Genomic DNA, 15,045 nt, shown 5'->3' with positions numbered 1-15,045 from the left:
TTCGCCCCGCCGGTCCGACGACCGGCGGGGCGAAGCGCTGTGCGCGGGCGGCGGAAGCTCAGCCGCGCGAAGGCGTCAGTAGCGGCGCGTGATGAGCGCGCGCTTGACTTCCTGGATGGCCTTGGTGACCTCGATACCGCGCGGGCAGGCGTCCGTGCAGTTGAACGTCGTACGGCAGCGCCACACGCCGTCCTTGTCGTTCAGGATCTCCAGGCGCTGCTCGCCCGCATCGTCACGCGAGTCGAAGATGAAGCGGTGCGCGTTGACGATCGCCGCCGGGCCGAAGTACTGGCCGTCGTTCCAGAACACCGGGCAGGACGAGGTGCACGCGGCGCACAGGATGCACTTCGTCGTGTCGTCGAAGCGCTCGCGGTCCTCGGCGGACTGGAAGCGCTCGCGCGTCGGCTCGTTGCCCTCGGTGATCAGGAACGGCATCACGTCCCGGTACGCCTGGAAGAACGGCTCCATGTCGACCACGAGGTCCTTCAGGACCGTGAGGCCCTTGATGGGCTCGACCGTGATCGGCTTGTCCGGGTTGATGTCCTTGATCAGCGTCTTGCAGGCGAGACGGTTGCGGCCGTTGATCCGCATCGCGTCCGAGCCGCAGATGCCGTGCGCGCAGGAGCGCCGGAACGTCAGCGTGCCGTCCGTGTCCCACTTGATCTTGTGGAGGGCGTCCAGGACGCGCTCCTTCGGATCGATCGTGATCTGGAAGTCCTCCCAGACCGCGATGTCCGACTCCTCCGGGTTGAAGCGGCGGATGCGGAACGTGGCCGTGATGTAGGCGGCCTTCGCCTGCGCCTCGGCCTTGTCCTTGTCCAATACGGGGGTAGCCATCAGTACTTACGCTCCATCGGCTGGTAGCGGGTCGTGACGACCGGCTTGTAGTCGAGCCGGACAGAATCCTTGCCGTCGTCGGCGACCTCGCGGTACGCCATGGTGTGGCGCATGAAGTTGACGTCGTCGCGGTTGGGGAAGTCCTCGCGGTAGTGACCGCCGCGGGACTCCTTGCGGGCCAGCGCGGACACGGCCATCACCTCGGCCAGGTCGAGCAGGTTGCCCAGCTCGACGGCCTCAAGCAGGTCGGTGTTGAAGCGCTTGCCCTTGTCCTGGACGGACACGTTCTTGTAGCGGTCGCGCAGCTCGGAGATCTTCGAGACCGCGTCCTTGATGGTCTGCTCCGTACGGAACACCATCACATTGGCGTCCATGGTCTCCTGGAGCTCCTTGCGGATGTCCGCGACCCGCTCCACACCGGTGGACTCGCGCAGCCGCTCCACCTGCGAGACGACCAGCTCGGCCGGGTTCTCCGGCAGCTCGACGAAGTCGGCCTTGGCCGAGTACTCGGCGGCGGCGATACCGGCGCGCCGGCCGAACACGTTGATGTCGAGCAGCGAGTTGGTGCCCAGCCGGTTGGCGCCGTGCACGGACACGCAGGCGACCTCGCCCGCCGCGTACAGGCCCGGCACGACGGTGGTGTTGTCCGCCAGGACCTCGCCCTCGACGTTGGTCGGGATGCCGCCCATGGCGTAGTGCGCGGTCGGCTGGATCGGGATCGGGTCCGTGTACGGCTCGATGCCCAAGTACGTACGCGCGAACTCGGTGATGTCCGGCAGCTTGGCGTCCAGCTGCTCCGGCGGGAGGTGCGTGAGGTCGAGGAAGACGTGGTCGCCCTCGGGGCCGCAGCCGCGGCCCTCGCGGATCTCCGTGTAGATGGAGCGGGACACGACGTCACGGGACGCGAGGTCCTTCATGACGGGCGCGTACTTCTCCATGAAGCGCTCGCCGTCCTTGTTGCGGAGGATGCCGCCCTCGCCGCGGGCGCCCTCGGTGAGCAGGATGCCCATGCGCCAGATGCCCGTCGGGTGGAACTGGAAGAACTCCATGTCCTCCAGCGGCAGCCCGCGCCGGTAGCAGGCGGCCTGCCCGTCACCGGTCAGGGTGTGCGCGTTGGACGTCACCTTGAAGAACTTGCCGGTGCCGCCGGACGCGTAGACCACGGCCTTGGCCTGGAAGACGTGGATCTCGCCGGTCGCCAGCTCGTAGGCGACGACACCGGCGGACTTCTTGACGCCGTCCTCCTCGACGATCAGCTGATCCAGGACATAGAACTCGTTGAAGAACTCCACGCCCTCCTTGACGCAGTTCTGGTACAGCGTCTGGAGGATCATGTGACCGGTGCGGTCCGCCGCGTAGCAGGCCCGGCGCACCGGGGCCTCGCCGTGCGAGCGGGTGTGCCCGCCGAAGCGGCGCTGGTCGATGGTGCCGTCCGGGGTGCGGTTGAACGGCAGACCCATCTTCTCCAGGTCGAGGACCGCGTCGATGGCCTCCTTCGCCAGGATCTCGGCGGCGTCCTGGTCGACCAGGTAGTCACCGCCCTTGACCGTGTCGAAGGTGTGCCACTCCCAGTTGTCCTCCTCCACGTTGGCCAGCGCGGCGGCCATGCCGCCCTGCGCCGCGCCGGTGTGGGAGCGGGTGGGGTAGAGCTTGGTCAGCACGGCGGTGCGGCTGCGCTTGGTGGCCTCGATGGCGGCGCGCATGCCCGCGCCGCCGGCCCCGACGATGACGGTGTCGTACTTGTGGATCTTCATCAGTGAATTCCCTCGGTCCCGTGCCTAGCTGATGTTCGGGTCGAAGGTGAAGATCACCAGCGTGCCCAGCAGGATGGTCCACACCGTGGCGGTGTACAGGAGCGTCTTCAGCCAGAAGCGGTTGGAGTCCCGCTCCGCGTAGTCGTTGATGACGGTGCGCAGGCCGTTGGCGCCGTGCAGCATGGCCAGCCACAGCATCACCAGGTCCCAGGCCTGCCACCACGGCGAGGCCCAGCGGCCCGCGACGAAGGCGAAGCCGACCTTGGAGACGCCGCCGTCCAGCACGAGCTGGATCAGCAGGTGGCCGATGACCAGGACGACCAGGACGATGCCCGAGAGCCGCATGAACAGCCAGGCGATCATCTCGAAGTTGGTGCCGCGGCCCTTGGGCGTCTTCTTGGTGCGCTTGCGCGGCGCTTCGATGACGGGGGCGGGGTTGTCCACGTCGTACAGGGTGACGCCGTCGATGGCGCCGGTGGTGTCGGTAGACATCAGTTGTCAGCTCCCGAACAGTTCACGAGCGGCGTGGCCGAGCACCGGATACATCGCCCCGGCCATCAGCACGGCCCAGAAGGCCACCACGGTCCACAGCATCTGCTTCTGGTAGCGCGGTCCCTTCGACCAGAAGTCGACGGCGATGACGCGCAGGCCGTTCAGTGCGTGGAAGAGGACCGCGGCCACCAGGCCGTACTCCAGCATTGCCACGATCGGCGTCTTGTAGGTAGCCACGACAGTGTCGTACGCCTCGGGGGAGACGCGGACGAGAGCGGTGTCGAGGACGTGTACGAACAGGAAGAAGAAGATGGCCACACCGGTGACTCGATGAGCCACCCATGACCACATGCCTTCCCGGCCGCGGTACAGCGTTCCAGCCGGCACGGAAGAACCCTCCGGGAGCGGGGACTAGGGTCGGCCGGCTTCGATGTCGGTCTGACCCGGCCGGGTACGGTCCACCGGCCGCTCGTCATCGTATCGACGAGTTGTCGGCTTGCTCGCGCGGGGTCCACGGGTGTGATCAAAGAGGCACGTACGGGCTATCAGGTTGTCCGGAATCCGGAAATTCCCCCGTTTCCTCCGCTACCTGGAGTAGCCGCGCCACCCGGATACGGGCCAGCTCGCGCAGCTCCTCGGCGGCGACCACGCGCTCGTCGTCCGGCTCGTTGGCCAGCCGGGAGCGCAGCGCCGACAGAGTGCGGTCGAGGTACTCGTCAGGGCGTACGCCCGCCAGGCTGATCACGAAGGCGTGGCCGAAACGGCTCTCGTACGCGGCGTGGGCGGCCCGCAGCGCGGTCAGCGCGGCCCTCGGCGTGTCGCCGTGTCCCGGGTGCGGCGGCTCCTCGGCGGCCAGCGCGGCGCAGCGGTCGGCGAGCGGCAGGTCGTAGCTGGCCTCGTCGATGGCGGCGAGCAGGGCGCTCAGGTCGGGGTAGGGCCGGTGGGCGGCGACCCGCCGCGCCCACAGGGGGCTGGAGCAGCAGCTGAGCAGGGCGTGCTCGACGACGACCGCTGGGACGCGGTTGAAGAGGTCGAGCCCCGGATGCACGGTGGAAGCGGTGGGCGTGGCAGGCAGCGTGCGCTCCAGAGGAGATAAGGAGACGGGGGAACCGAGGAACTAAGGGGAACTAACGGGAACTAACGGGAAGGAAGTGGCGCCACGCTATCGGCGTGTCGCCGGAGTCGTCCGACGGATGCGCGAATTTCACCCGTACGGGAGAGTTTACGTCCGCGCGGTGGACGGTACACGCGGGTGCGGGCCCGTCGCCTCGCCCCTCATGAGAGGTTTTCCTACGTGATACGGACGCGGTGGCGTGCGGGGGCCCGGACTGACGCGCACACGGGCTCGCGGGCTGGCCCGAGCGCAGGGGCCCGCCCGAACGCGTGGGCTGACCTGGGCGCGGTCCCGTGGGCGGGCCGGTGAGCGGGCGGGCGGCGCTGGTCGCGGGCGGTCTCGTCGCCTCCGGGGCCGTGCTGCTGACCGTGACCCTGTGGCCGGACGGCGACGGCGGCCCCGGCGACGGCGAACGCACCGGCACCGGCACCGACACCGGCGCGACGGCCGCGACGCCCCCCGCCTCGGAGCGCGCCGCGCCGCGCTCCGAGGAGCCGAGCCCCGGCCAGGAGGACCCCTCATCGCCCGCCCCCGCCTCGTATCCCCTCTCGCGCGCCCCGAGCACCATCCCCGCCGTACGGGAACACCAGGCGGCCCGCGGCCCCGGCTGGCGGCCCACCGCCGACGGCAGGGTCGTGGTCGCCGAGGCGGACGCCGACCGCCTCGCGGACGAGGGGCGGCTGCTCGCCGGTGAGCTGAAGCTCGCGTACCGCGAGGGCGTCAAGGCCCGCGCGGGCGACGTCGAACTGGCCCTGGTGTCCGGCAAGGCGAACCACGAGGCGTACACCCTGACCGTGCGCGACCGGCGGGCGCGGATCTCCGGGACCGGCGAGGCCGGGGTCTTCTACGGCACCCGTACGCTCAAGCAGGCGGTACGCGCGGACGGCACGGCCCCCGAGGGCGTCGTACGCGACCGCCCCGCCAAGCCGCAGCGCGGGTTCATGCTGGACACCGCGCGCAAGCACTTCACGGCGCGCTGGATCGAGGACCGGATACGCGAACTCGCCGACCTCAAGTACAACCAGCTGGGCCTGCACTTCTCCGACGACCAGGGCTTCCGCATCGAGTCGGACTCGCACCCCGAGGTGGTCTCCGCCCAGCGGCTCAGCAAGGCCGAGGTACGCCGCATCGTCGCGCTCGCCGCGCGCCTGCACATCACCGTCATCCCGGAGATCGACTCGCCCGGCCACCTCGGCGCGGTCCTCAGCGCCCACCCCGACCTGCAACTGCGCGACACGCGGGGCCAGCCCGTGCGCGGCGCCGTCGACATCTCCAAGCCGGGCGCGGCGCGCATCGTCGACGACCTGCTGAACGAGTACGCGGAGCTGTTCCCAGGCGAGTACTGGCACCTCGGCGCCGACGAGTACCTCGCGCTGACGGCCCGCGACCCCGAGGCCTCCTACCCCCAGCTCGCCCGCCTCGCGCGGGACGAGTACGGCGCCGGGGCGCGGGTGCGGGACCTGGCGACGGGGTGGCTGAACGACCGGGCCGACGTGGTCCGCGGGCACGGCAAGCGGCCCAAGGCGTGGAACGACGGGTTCTTCCGCGGCGGCCTCGTGACGGCGGCCGACGACATCGAGGTCGAGTACTGGACCGGCAAGGAGCTGGGCGCGCGCCCGCCGCTGGAGTATCTGCGCGCGGGCCGCGAGCTGGTCAATCTCAACGACGAGTACCTGTATTACGTGCTCGGCGAGCCCAACGAGTTCCGCTATCCGACCGGGCGGCGCATCTACCAGGAGTGGACCCCGCGGGTGCTGCGCGGCAGCGCGGCGGTGGCCGACCGCTACGACGGCCAGATCCTCGGCGCCCGGCTCGCCGTGTGGTGCGACCTCGCGGGCGCCCAGACCCCGGCCCAGGTGGCGGCGGGGGTCAGGATGCCGCTGCGGGCGCTGGCGCAGAAGGTGTGGGACCCGCGGGAACCCTCCAGGACATGGGCCGAGTTCACCCGCCTCGCGGAAAAGCTCGGCTGACCGCCTGGCTGATCGCTTGGCGACCGCTTGGTTGACCGTTTCGGCTCACCGTTCCGGTTTCGGTGGCGAACTCCCGTCCCCGTGTGTTGAATTTCCCGGAAGTCGCTAAGTCGCTGTCGAGCACGGCCGCGCATCGCCGAGCATGCAGGGGGGACGCATATGGGCTTCTGGGGGTACTACGTGGTGGGCCGCGGCGAACGGCCGCTGGCCGAACTGGCCGCACTCAGCTCCGTACGCGAAGGACTCACCCTGCACGAGCGGCGGGCCGACCGCTGGCAGATCTGGGAGGCCGCCGTGCCGGAGGTGGGCTCGATGAGCGCGCTGGCGCGGGAGACCGGGGAGCCCGCGCTGTTCGGGTTCGTGATGGACAGCCGGTGCGTGGCCGTCGAGGCGGCGGCGCCCGGCAGCGGGACGTGGAACGCCTGCCTGGCACGGGACGCGATGGCCGGGTTCCTGCGCGCTGACGGCAAGGAGCCCGACGATCTGTTCCTGCCCGCCGGGGACGCCGCCGAGCGGGCCGCCGCCTGGGCGGCCGACGCGGGGTACGAGGCCACCGTCGCGGAGCTGGCCGACGTGCTGACCGCGCCCGCCGAACCCTCCGCCGAACTGCTCTTCTTCCGGTTCCTGGAGCGGCTGGGCCTGCCGGAGGCGTGACACTTCCGGGGAGCGGAACGCAGAAAGGGAGGTGCAGCGTCCGCAACAGGAGATGTCATGAGCCTCGTGGAGAAGATGGCCGGAGCCGACGAGCGCGGTCTGGCCGTGAGCGGCCTCGCGTGTCTGGACCGATGCCTGCCCCTGCTGGGTGACGCGGGCGTCCCGGATGACGTGCTGCGTCCGCTGTGGGCGCGCCTCGAACGAGGCGAGGACTGGTCGGAGCAGCTGGCGACGGTACGGGGCGCGCTCGCGGCGTCCGGGGCGGGGGAGTCGGCCCCCGCAGCCCCCGGCGCCGGGGACGAACCGGCCGCGCTGACGCGCAGGATGCTCGACGCCGTACCGGAGCGCCGCTCGGCTCAGGCGCTGCGCGGCTGGGCCGACGCCTGCTCGGTCGCGGCCCTTCAGGTGCACCGGCTGCTGGGCGCGGCGGCCGGTGACGAGGCGTCGTCGGAGCGGCTGCGGCGGGGCGACGGGGCGACGGAGAGCGCCGGGCCGCTGGTCGCGGGCGAACTCCGCCGCCAGAGCCAGATCCTGGAACTCCTGGCGACCCACGGCGCGGCGGGTCTGCGCCAGGCGCTCGCCGTGTCGACGGAGGGCCGCCGGGTGCTGCGCGCGGTGGTCTCACGCCGGGCCAGGGACCGCCGGGCCTGAGTCTGGTCGGGCCTGAGTCTGGCTGGGCAGGCTCGGCGGTCAGCCGTCCTTCCCCGCGGGGCACCCCCCGGACAGCCGGACGCTCAGCCGCAGACACATCCCGAGCACCTGCCGCAACACCACCACCTCGCCACCACCGCTGCCGAGCACACTGAGCCCGCAGACCCGCGCACAGGGGCGGCCTGACCCTCGTAAGGCGACCTGCTTGGAGAACACCATAAAACCATAGTACCCCCAGGGGGTATGAAGCGAACGCCATTGCGCGAGATCCCGACGGCGGCATAACTTAGGCATGCCTAAGTTATGCCGCCGTTCATCGAACACAGGAAGTGCTCTCGGATGCCGCCCAAGCGTCAAGGTCCCGCCGACAGGCGGCTGCTCCAAGTCGAGGTCGTGCGGAGTGAACGTATCTCCCCGCACTTCGTCAGAGTCACCTTCGGAGGTGAGGACCTGGCGGACTTCCGGCCGATGGGGGCCGATCAGTGGGGGCGGCTCTTCTTCCGCCGGGAGGGGCAGGAGCCGCTGCGGCTGCCGACCTCGTCCGGGAGCGGGTGGTTCGCGCAGTGCCTGCTGATGGGGCAGGCCACCCGGCCGTGGATACGGAACTACACCGTGCGCGCGTTCCGCCCCGAAGCGCTGGAGTTCGACGTCGAGTTCGTCGTGCACGGGGACGGCGACGGGCACGGTGACGGGCACGGCGACGCCGGGCCCGGATCGGGGTTCGCTTCGCGGGCCGTTCCCGGCGAGCCGGTCGGGTTCCTGGACGAGGGGATCTCGCACGTACCGCCGGACGGGGCACGGCAGTTGCTCGTCGCGGACGAGAGCGCGGTGCCCGCGGCGCTGGCGGTGCTCGAATCCGCCCGCGCCGACACGGAGGGGCTGGCGCTGCTGGAGGTGCCGTCCGAGGAGGACGTACGGGAGGTCCGTGCGCCGTCCGGGATGGACGTGCGCTGGCTGCCCCGTACGGGCGCGGACACGGGCACGGGCACGGACACGGGTAACGGCTCGGATCCGGGGCGGCTGGCCCTGGAGGCGCTCACCGAAGCGGCCCTGCCCGACGCGCCGTACTACGCGTGGATCGCGGGGGAGAGCGGACTCGCCACCGGTGCGCGCCGGTTCCTCAACCGCGAACGGGGTGTGCCGAAGTCCGCCATCTCGTTCATCGGCTACTGGCGTACGGGCCGTTCCTCGCCGGGGTGAGGGCCGACGCCCCGGCCCCTGTGACATTTCCGTGCGGGGGAGCGCAGTACGGGGCGGGCGGGGGCGCGTGATCCCCGCCGGACCGGTGGCGCGCGAAGAGGGGCGTATTGGGTCAGGGTGGGGAGTCCCGTCGTGCGCGAGGCGCGTACGACGAGGAGCTTGGCGCGGCCGTCGCGCGGGCGCAGGGCGGGGACGAAGAGGCCTTCGCGGTCGCGTACCGCCTGGTGCAGCCGGGGGTGCTCGGGTTTCTGCGGGGGATCGTCGGGGACGACGCCGAGGACGTGGCGGCGGACGCGTGGCTGGAGATCGCGCGTGACCTGGGGCGGTTCCGCGGCGACGGCGCGGGGTTCCGGGGCTGGACGGCGACCATCGCGCGGCACCGGGCGCTCGACCACTTACGGCGGCAGCGGAAGCGGCCGCGCACGTCGCGGCTTGAGGCGGAGTTACTGGACGAGCTCGCGGGCGGCGTGGACACCTACGCCGAGGCGATCGAGGCGATCTCCACGGAACGGGCGCTCGCGCTGATCGCCGGGCTGCCGCGGGACCAGGCCGAGGCGGTGCTGCTGCGGGTGGTGGTCGGCCTCGACGGACCCGCCGTCGCACGGGTGCTGGGCAAGCGCCCCGGCGCGGTGCGGACGTCGGTGTACCGGGGGTTAAAGAGACTGGCGGAACAGCTGGGTCCTACGGGGCCAGCGGATCCCGCGGGCTCCGGCGGTGCGCCAGACGGCTAAGGGGCGAGGAGCGAGGCGCAAGGGCAAGGCGCAAGGAGCAAGGAGCAAGGGCAAGGCGCAAGCTCAGAGCGTCTCCCGAAGCACTTCGCGATGCGTGGGCAGCGCCTCCTCGTAGCGGCGGCGGCCCTCGTCCGTCAGGGCCACGAAGACGCCGCGGCGGTCCATGTCGCACATGGCGCGGATCGCGAGGCCGTTCTTCTCCAGCCGGGCGACGAGGCGGGAGGCGGCGGACTGGCTCAGATGGATCGCGTCCGACAGCTCGGCCGCGCGGCACTTCTCGTGGCTAGCCAGCAGCTCCAGGGCCTCGAACTCGCTGACGCCGAGTTTGTGCCGGTGCTGTAGCTCGCGTTCGAGGGCGTTCCAGACGGTGGCGTGGCGGGCCATCAGGCCGCGCCACTCCGCTACCAGTCTGCGCTCGTCGGCACCCTTCATGCCGGCGAGGCTAGCATGCGTGAACATTAGATGCACGCGAATTAAATGCGTTGGCATTTGATGCACATGCATGTAACGTCATGCCCCATGAGCCACCCAGAGCACCTGACCACGACTTCCACCTCATGGGATTCCCGCCTGTGGGGCGTCCTGCTCACCGTGTCCCTCGTCATCGGTCTCGACGCGCTCGACGTGTCGATGGTGGCGGTGGCACTGCCCTCGATCCAGGCCGACCTCGGCCTGTCCACCAGCGCCCTGCAATGGGTCGTCAGCGGGTACGTCCTCACCTACGGGGGGCTGCTGCTGCTCGGCGGCCGCACCGCCGACCTGCTCGGGCGGCGGCGCGTCTTCCTGGCGGCGGTCGCCGTGTTCGCAGGGGCCTCGCTCGTCGGCGGGCTCGTCGACGACGGCACGCTGCTGATCGCGACCCGGCTGCTGAAGGGCGTGGCGGCGGCCTTCACCGCCCCGGCGGCGCTGTCGATCATCACCACCACGTTCGCGGAGGGACCGGCCCGTAACAAGGCGCTGGGAATCTTCGCCGTCTTCGGCGCCAGCGGCTACTCCGCCGGTCTTGTCTTCTCCGGCCTGCTGACCGAGGTCGGCTGGCGCTGGACGTTCTTCCTGCCCGTACCCGTAGCCCTGTTCGCGCTCGCCGCGGCCGTGAAGCTGCTGCCGAAGGAGGGCCGCCCCGAGCGCACCGGCGGCTATGACCTGCCGGGCGCCGCCACCGGCATCACCGCGATGCTGCTGTTCGTCTACACCGTCGTCGAGGCCCCCGAGATCGGCTGGGCCACGGCACGCACGCTGATCCAGTTCGCGGTGGCCGCCGCGCTGCTGGCCCTGTTCTACGTCATCGAGACGCGCAGCAAGCACCCGCTCATCCGCCTCGGCATCCTGCGCTCGGGCCCGCTGGCCCGCGCCAACGCCGGCGCCGCGGTGTTCTTCGGCGGCTTCATCGGCTTCCAGTTCGTCGTGATGCTGTACCTGCAGTCCGTCCTGGACTGGTCGGCGCTGCGGACGGCGCTCGGCTTCCTGCCCGCCGCGCTGATCGTGGCGTTCGGCTCGCCGCGGATGGACCCGCTGATCAACCGGGTCGGCACCGCCCGCACCATCGCGGGCGGCGTCGTCGCCCACGCGATCGCGTATGTGCTGTTCCTCGTCGTCGACCGGGACACGCCGTACTTCCTCGGGGTGTTCCCCAGCATGGTCCTGCTCGGCATCGGCTTCACCCTGGCCTTCGCGTCCTTCAACATCCAGGCCACCGCCGGGGTCCCGGACGAGGAGCAGGGCCTGGCCGGGGGCCTGCTCAACACCTCGATGCAGGTCGGCGGCGCCATCGGCCTCGCCGTCGTCACCGCGGTGCTGACCGCCAACGACGGCGGCAAGACCGGCCCCGACGCCCTGCTCGCCGGATTCACCCCGGCCCTGTTCGTCGTCACCGCGCTCTCGGTGATCGGCCTCGCCGTGGCCCTGTCCGGCATACGCGGAAAGCGGCGGGCCGCTCAGCCCGCGCAGGACCCGGAACTGGTCCTCACCGACTGACGCGCCCCGCCCCGTGGGGGCTGTCCCGCGCGGCCCCCGGCCGAGCCGCCCAGCGGCCGCCGGGGGTCTTCGGCATCCCAGACCATCCCAGACCATCCCAGGCCATCCCAGGCCAGAGCGGTAAAAACTGTGACGACGGCCGGGGCCGCCACCCCCCACAGGAGAGGCCCCGGCCGACGCACGGTACGGGTCGTGTGACGGCCCGTACTCTGTTCAGCGTCGTAGGTGCGTTTTGTGTCACACCCCGCCCGGTGACCTGCTTGTTGCGTGTTGTACAAACATGGACGGGTGGGCCATCGAGGCCTTACCGTTCTGCATCGCGCCGGGCTAGGGAGAAGTTAGTTGCTGGGGGACGACGCGGAGCTGACCACCGCGGTGCTCGCGGCACAGGATGGGGACGAGACCGCGTTCCGTACTGTGTACCGCGCTGTGCACCCGCGGCTCCTGGGGTACATACGCACGCTGGTCGGCGACGCCGACGCCGAGGACGTGGCGTCCGAGTCCTGGTTGCAGATCACCCGCGACCTCGACCGGTTCGACGGAGACGCGGACCGTTTCCGCGGCTGGGCCGCGCGCATCGCCCGCAACCGCGCGCTGGACCACATCCGGATGCGGGGCCGCCGCCCCGCCGTCGGAGGCGATGAGACGGAGCTCACGGTGAAGCCCGGCGACGCGGACACCGCGGGCGAGGCCCTGGAGGCGCTCGCCACCGGCGACACCCTCGCGCTGATCTCACAGCTCCCCCAGGACCAGGCCGAGGCCGTCGTGCTGCGCGTGGTCGTCGGGCTCGACGCGAAGAGCGCGGCCCAGACCCTGGGCAAGCGTCCCGGAGCCGTACGCACCGCCGCGCACCGAGGGCTCAAGCGGCTCGCGGAACTGCTCGGCGAGCTGGCGGACGGCGCCGACGGGCTGTCCGCCGTACCGCCGCAGCGGGGGCGGTCCGGGCAGGCCCCGAACGGTCCGGCGAGCGCTCCGGCGAGCCCCGGCACTGTGACGCATTCGCGTTCGAGGACGCAGAAGGACATGTGATGACCGACGAGTACGACAGGTGGCTGGACGAGGACGCCGCGGAGCTGTTGCTGCGTGGCGAGTCCCTCGACGCCGTACTCGACGCCTCTGCCGACAGCCCTGACGCCGCCGCGCGGAAGCGGGCGGCGCGACTCGCGGACGCGCTGGGCGCGGCGCGTCACGGGCTGCCGCTGAACGGGGAATCCAGGGCTGTGGAATCCGCGGCTGGTGCAGGGGCGGGTTCCGGGACCGGTGAGGTCGGCGCGGCTGGCGCTGCGGGCGGTGAGCTGCCCGGCGAGGCCGCCGCGCTGGCCGCGTTCCGGCAGGCTCGGGCGACGCGGGAGGCCGCGCCGCTGGCGTCCTCCACGGCCGCCGCGCCGTCTGAGGCCTCGGTGTCCTTTGACTCCGGTGACTCCGGGCCCGCTTCCGCTTCGGCTTCCGTCCGCGACGCCGACTCCGCCGTCGCCGTCAGCCCTCCGGCGAGTGGCATCCCCGTACGGACTCGCCTCCGAATCCGCTGGGGTCGGTCCGTCCGCCTCGGGATCGCCGCCGCGCTGGCCGCCTGCACACTCGGCGGGGTCGCCGTGGCGGCCGGGACCGGGGTGCTGCCCACACCCTTCGGCTCCGACGGCGACGACGGCGATCCGCGCCCCGGCGGCTCCGTCTCCGCCGCGGCCACGCCTCCGGGCACCCGTACGGGACCCTCGCCCGGCGCGACGAGCCCCGTCGAGCGCGACGACCGGGACGGCGACCCGGACGACGGCGACCGGGACAGCGGTCGGGAGGACGGCGGCCAGGCTTCTGACACCGACGAGAGCGGTGGGCGTACAGACACCGGCTCCGACACCGACTCCGACTCCGACCCCGACCCCGACCCCGACCGTACGGACTCCGACGCCGGGCGGCCCGAGGGCGGTACGAAGTCCCCGGCGCCCGGCGGTGGTTCCGCGGGCCGCGACGAGCAGAGCCCGGACGACGGACAGGCCGAGGCGCGCCCCGGCCTGACACCGGCGCAACAGCGCGACCTGTACCGGCGCGTGGTCACCGCCTGCCGCGACTACCAGAGCGGAAAGTCGCTGGCCGCGGAGGCTCGCCGTCGCCTGGAGCGCGCGGCCAACGGCGCGGGCAACGTAGCGAAGCTCTGCGACCGCGCCCTCGCGGCACAGCGCGACGGCGGCGACGACGACGGCGGTGGCAGCGCCAGCGGCGGCGACCACGGGAGCGACGCCGGCAGCGACGACCAGGGTCGCGCCGACGACAGCGGGAACGGGAACGGGAGCGGCGACAGGGGCGGACCCGCGGACTCGGGGAACCCCGCCGCGGACCATGGCCGCGATGCCGGTGACGGTGCCAGGCAGAGCCTGGACGACACGGGATCCTCGGTCACCCACCGCCTCGGTTCCGGCTCGGACACGCTTCGGACCGACCTCTCGCGGGATTCGTTCAGCTTCTGACGCGCGGGGGTGTGACACTTTCCGGGCTCATGACGCAGTATGAAGTGAGCCGACTGGTCATCGGCGATCGCACGAGCCGAGGTTCCCCCCGTACCCGCGGCTCTGTGCATCAGGCAGGGGTGGGACACGTTCCCCCGGTCCCGCCCCTGCCTCTCTTTGCGCCTGAACCGGATCTTGGTGCCTCACCGGTAGACGACTACCTTGTCGCCGGTCCTTACCTGGGCAAACAGCGTGGCGATGCCGGGCTTGCTCCGTACGTTCACGCAGCCGTGGGACGCGCCGCTGTAGCCGTGGGCCGCGAAGTCCGACGAGTAGTGCACCGCCTGGCCCCCGCTGAAGAACATCGCGTACGGCATCGGGGTGTCGTAGAGCGTCGAGTGATGGTGCCGGGACTTCCAGTACACGGTGAACGTGCCCTCGCGGGTCGGCGTGTACTGCGAGCCGAACCGCACGTCCACCGTCGACAGCGCTCTGCCGTCGACCATCCAGGTCAGCGTGCGGCTCTTCTTGCTGATGCACAGGACCCGGCCCGCAAGGCAGCGCGGGTCGGGCTTGGCGGGTGGCTGGTCGCCCGCCGCGTACAGCTCGAAGAAACCCGGCTCGCGGGTCATGGCGAGCAGCCGCCGCCAGGTCGTCTCATCGGTCTCGCCGGTCGCGGGCAGGCCGCGCTTGGCCTGGAAGCCCTTGACCGCGGTGACGGTGGACGGGCCGTACCGCCCGGTCGGGCCCGGACCGCCGAACCAGGCGATCTGCCGCAGCCGCGCCTGGAGGTCCCGTACGCGCTCGCCCTGATCGCCCCTGGCCAGCAGCACCTTCGGGGACGGCGCGGGGGCCTGCGAAGGGCTCGCGGACGCGCTCGGGGAAGGGCGCGGGGAAGGGCCCGCGCCCGGTGCCGCCGCCGACTCCGCGCCCGCGTGCGGCTTGCCCTCCGGTGACGGGCTCGACGGGCTCGACGGGCTCGACGGGCTTGATGGGCTCGATGGGCTCGATGGGCTCGGCACCGCGGTCAGCGGCGGCGGCCGCTTCCCGCCGAGGCCGTCGTCGCCCCGCCCGTCCACCGCCTGGGCCTCGCAGCCCGCCGCGACCGCCGCGACGGCGGCGACGGCCGCCACGACGGCCATAACCCGCCGTGTCCGCCGTGCCCGCCGCGGTCTCCGCCGCGGTCTCCATCGCGTCATGGAAGTCCTGCGCATCTGGCCCCCCACC

At 71.8% G+C, this 15,045-nt stretch carries 16 protein-coding genes; 8 read left to right on the top strand and 8 right to left on the bottom strand.

The features are described from left to right. Positions 1–75: 75 nt before the first annotated feature. From ACX6XY_RS13485 to ACX6XY_RS13465, 5 genes are all read right to left on the bottom strand, one after another. On the bottom strand, positions 76–837 hold the full coding sequence (locus ACX6XY_RS13485) for a succinate dehydrogenase iron-sulfur subunit (protein ID WP_460329737.1): 762 nt from the start codon (positions 835–837) through the stop codon (positions 76–78). Continuing rightward, positions 837–2,591, bottom strand: coding sequence for a succinate dehydrogenase flavoprotein subunit (gene sdhA / locus ACX6XY_RS13480; protein WP_460329735.1), 1,755 nt, complete (start codon positions 2,589–2,591; stop codon positions 837–839). Before sdhA ends, ACX6XY_RS13485 begins: the two co-directional genes overlap by 1 nt. Before the next feature lie 24 nt (positions 2,592–2,615). Further along, complete coding sequence (locus tag ACX6XY_RS13475; protein WP_460329733.1) at positions 2,616–3,083, bottom strand: succinate dehydrogenase hydrophobic membrane anchor subunit; 468 nt, start codon at positions 3,081–3,083, stop codon at positions 2,616–2,618. A 6-nt stretch (positions 3,084–3,089) separates the two neighbouring features. Continuing rightward, positions 3,090–3,470, bottom strand: a complete 381-nt coding sequence (gene sdhC, locus ACX6XY_RS13470; protein WP_460329731.1) for a succinate dehydrogenase, cytochrome b556 subunit — start codon at positions 3,468–3,470, stop codon at positions 3,090–3,092. A 136-nt stretch (positions 3,471–3,606) separates the two neighbouring features. After that, entirely contained in the window at positions 3,607–4,131 is a 525-nt protein-coding gene (locus tag ACX6XY_RS13465; RefSeq protein ID WP_460329729.1) for a 2-oxo-4-hydroxy-4-carboxy-5-ureidoimidazoline decarboxylase, read from the bottom strand. Between the two features lie 371 nt (positions 4,132–4,502). On the opposite strand from ACX6XY_RS13465, the gene ACX6XY_RS13460 reads away from it, so the two are divergent. The 3 genes from ACX6XY_RS13460 to ACX6XY_RS13450 all read left to right on the top strand — a co-directional run bounded on the left by ACX6XY_RS13460 (position 4,503) and on the right by ACX6XY_RS13450 (position 7,472). Continuing rightward, positions 4,503–6,167: a beta-N-acetylhexosaminidase gene (locus tag ACX6XY_RS13460; RefSeq protein ID WP_460329728.1), complete on the top strand. Its 1,665-nt coding sequence runs from the start codon at positions 4,503–4,505 to the stop codon at positions 6,165–6,167. A gap of 159 nt (positions 6,168–6,326) precedes the next feature. Then, positions 6,327–6,821: a hypothetical protein gene (locus tag ACX6XY_RS13455; protein WP_460329726.1), complete on the top strand. Its 495-nt coding sequence runs from the start codon at positions 6,327–6,329 to the stop codon at positions 6,819–6,821. Between the two features lie 57 nt (positions 6,822–6,878). Continuing rightward, the gene (locus ACX6XY_RS13450) at positions 6,879–7,472 is read left to right on the top strand and encodes a hypothetical protein (protein ID WP_460329724.1); all 594 of its coding nucleotides are present in this window, start codon (positions 6,879–6,881) and stop codon (positions 7,470–7,472) included. Between the two features lie 39 nt (positions 7,473–7,511). Here the strand turns inward: ACX6XY_RS13450 and ACX6XY_RS13445 are convergent, their stop codons facing one another. Further along, positions 7,512–7,691, bottom strand: a complete 180-nt coding sequence (locus ACX6XY_RS13445; protein WP_460329722.1) for a hypothetical protein — start codon at positions 7,689–7,691, stop codon at positions 7,512–7,514. 120 nt (positions 7,692–7,811) lie between these two features. Between ACX6XY_RS13445 and ACX6XY_RS13440 the strand changes: the two genes are divergently transcribed. Both ACX6XY_RS13440 and ACX6XY_RS13435 read left to right on the top strand, forming a co-directional pair. After that, entirely contained in the window at positions 7,812–8,672 is an 861-nt protein-coding gene (locus ACX6XY_RS13440) for a siderophore-interacting protein (RefSeq protein WP_460329720.1), read from the top strand. Positions 8,673–8,779: 107 nt separating this feature from the next. Beyond that, positions 8,780–9,403: an RNA polymerase sigma factor gene (locus ACX6XY_RS13435; protein WP_460329718.1), complete on the top strand. Its 624-nt coding sequence runs from the start codon at positions 8,780–8,782 to the stop codon at positions 9,401–9,403. 63 nt (positions 9,404–9,466) lie between these two features. On the opposite strand, the gene ACX6XY_RS13430 is transcribed toward ACX6XY_RS13435, so the two are convergent. Then, on the bottom strand, positions 9,467–9,835 hold the full coding sequence (locus tag ACX6XY_RS13430) for a MarR family winged helix-turn-helix transcriptional regulator (RefSeq protein WP_460329716.1): 369 nt from the start codon (positions 9,833–9,835) through the stop codon (positions 9,467–9,469). 87 nt (positions 9,836–9,922) lie between these two features. Here ACX6XY_RS13430 and ACX6XY_RS13425 point away from each other — a divergent pair, with 87 nt between their 5' ends. The 3 genes from ACX6XY_RS13425 to ACX6XY_RS13415 all read left to right on the top strand — a co-directional run bounded on the left by ACX6XY_RS13425 (position 9,923) and on the right by ACX6XY_RS13415 (position 13,839). Next, positions 9,923–11,377 carry an MFS transporter gene (locus ACX6XY_RS13425; protein ID WP_460329714.1) on the top strand — a complete coding sequence of 485 codons (1,455 nt, stop codon included), beginning with the start codon at positions 9,923–9,925 and terminating at the stop codon, positions 11,375–11,377. Between the two features lie 342 nt (positions 11,378–11,719). Continuing rightward, a complete protein-coding gene (locus tag ACX6XY_RS13420) occupies positions 11,720–12,406 on the top strand; it encodes an RNA polymerase sigma factor (protein ID WP_460329712.1) in 687 nt (228 codons plus the stop codon). After that, positions 12,406–13,839, top strand: coding sequence for a hypothetical protein (locus ACX6XY_RS13415; RefSeq protein ID WP_460329710.1), 1,434 nt, complete (start codon positions 12,406–12,408; stop codon positions 13,837–13,839). The genes ACX6XY_RS13420 and ACX6XY_RS13415 overlap by 1 nt, the downstream gene beginning before the upstream one ends. Before the next feature lie 182 nt (positions 13,840–14,021). Here the strand turns inward: ACX6XY_RS13415 and ACX6XY_RS13410 are convergent, their stop codons facing one another. Further along, positions 14,022–14,960 carry a L,D-transpeptidase family protein gene (locus tag ACX6XY_RS13410; RefSeq protein WP_460329708.1) on the bottom strand — a complete coding sequence of 313 codons (939 nt, stop codon included), beginning with the start codon at positions 14,958–14,960 and terminating at the stop codon, positions 14,022–14,024. Between the last annotated feature and the right edge of the window lie 85 nt (positions 14,961–15,045).

The organism is Streptomyces sp. O3, from assembly GCF_054788135.1.
Note: the sequence above shows the minus strand (reverse complement) of the source record. Positions and strands in the feature narration are given on the sequence as shown.

Coding starts and splice junctions, on each gene's coding strand:
- ACX6XY_RS13485 (WP_460329737.1), bottom strand. CDS start 837: ATGGCTACCCCCGTATTGGACAAGGACAAGGCCGAGGCGCAGGCGAAG.
- sdhA (WP_460329735.1), bottom strand. CDS start 2,591: ATGAAGATCCACAAGTACGACACCGTCATCGTCGGGGCCGGCGGCGCG.
- ACX6XY_RS13475 (WP_460329733.1), bottom strand. CDS start 3,083: ATGTCTACCGACACCACCGGCGCCATCGACGGCGTCACCCTGTACGAC.
- ACX6XY_RS13455 (WP_460329726.1), top strand. CDS start 6,327: ATGGGCTTCTGGGGGTACTACGTGGTGGGCCGCGGCGAACGGCCGCTG.
- ACX6XY_RS13450 (WP_460329724.1), top strand. CDS start 6,879: ATGAGCCTCGTGGAGAAGATGGCCGGAGCCGACGAGCGCGGTCTGGCC.
- ACX6XY_RS13445 (WP_460329722.1), bottom strand. CDS start 7,691: ATGGTGTTCTCCAAGCAGGTCGCCTTACGAGGGTCAGGCCGCCCCTGT.
- ACX6XY_RS13440 (WP_460329720.1), top strand. CDS start 7,812: ATGCCGCCCAAGCGTCAAGGTCCCGCCGACAGGCGGCTGCTCCAAGTC.
- ACX6XY_RS13430 (WP_460329716.1), bottom strand. CDS start 9,835: ATGAAGGGTGCCGACGAGCGCAGACTGGTAGCGGAGTGGCGCGGCCTG.
- ACX6XY_RS13425 (WP_460329714.1), top strand. CDS start 9,923: ATGAGCCACCCAGAGCACCTGACCACGACTTCCACCTCATGGGATTCC.
- ACX6XY_RS13415 (WP_460329710.1), top strand. CDS start 12,406: ATGACCGACGAGTACGACAGGTGGCTGGACGAGGACGCCGCGGAGCTG.
- ACX6XY_RS13410 (WP_460329708.1), bottom strand. CDS start 14,960: ATGGCCGTCGTGGCGGCCGTCGCCGCCGTCGCGGCGGTCGCGGCGGGC.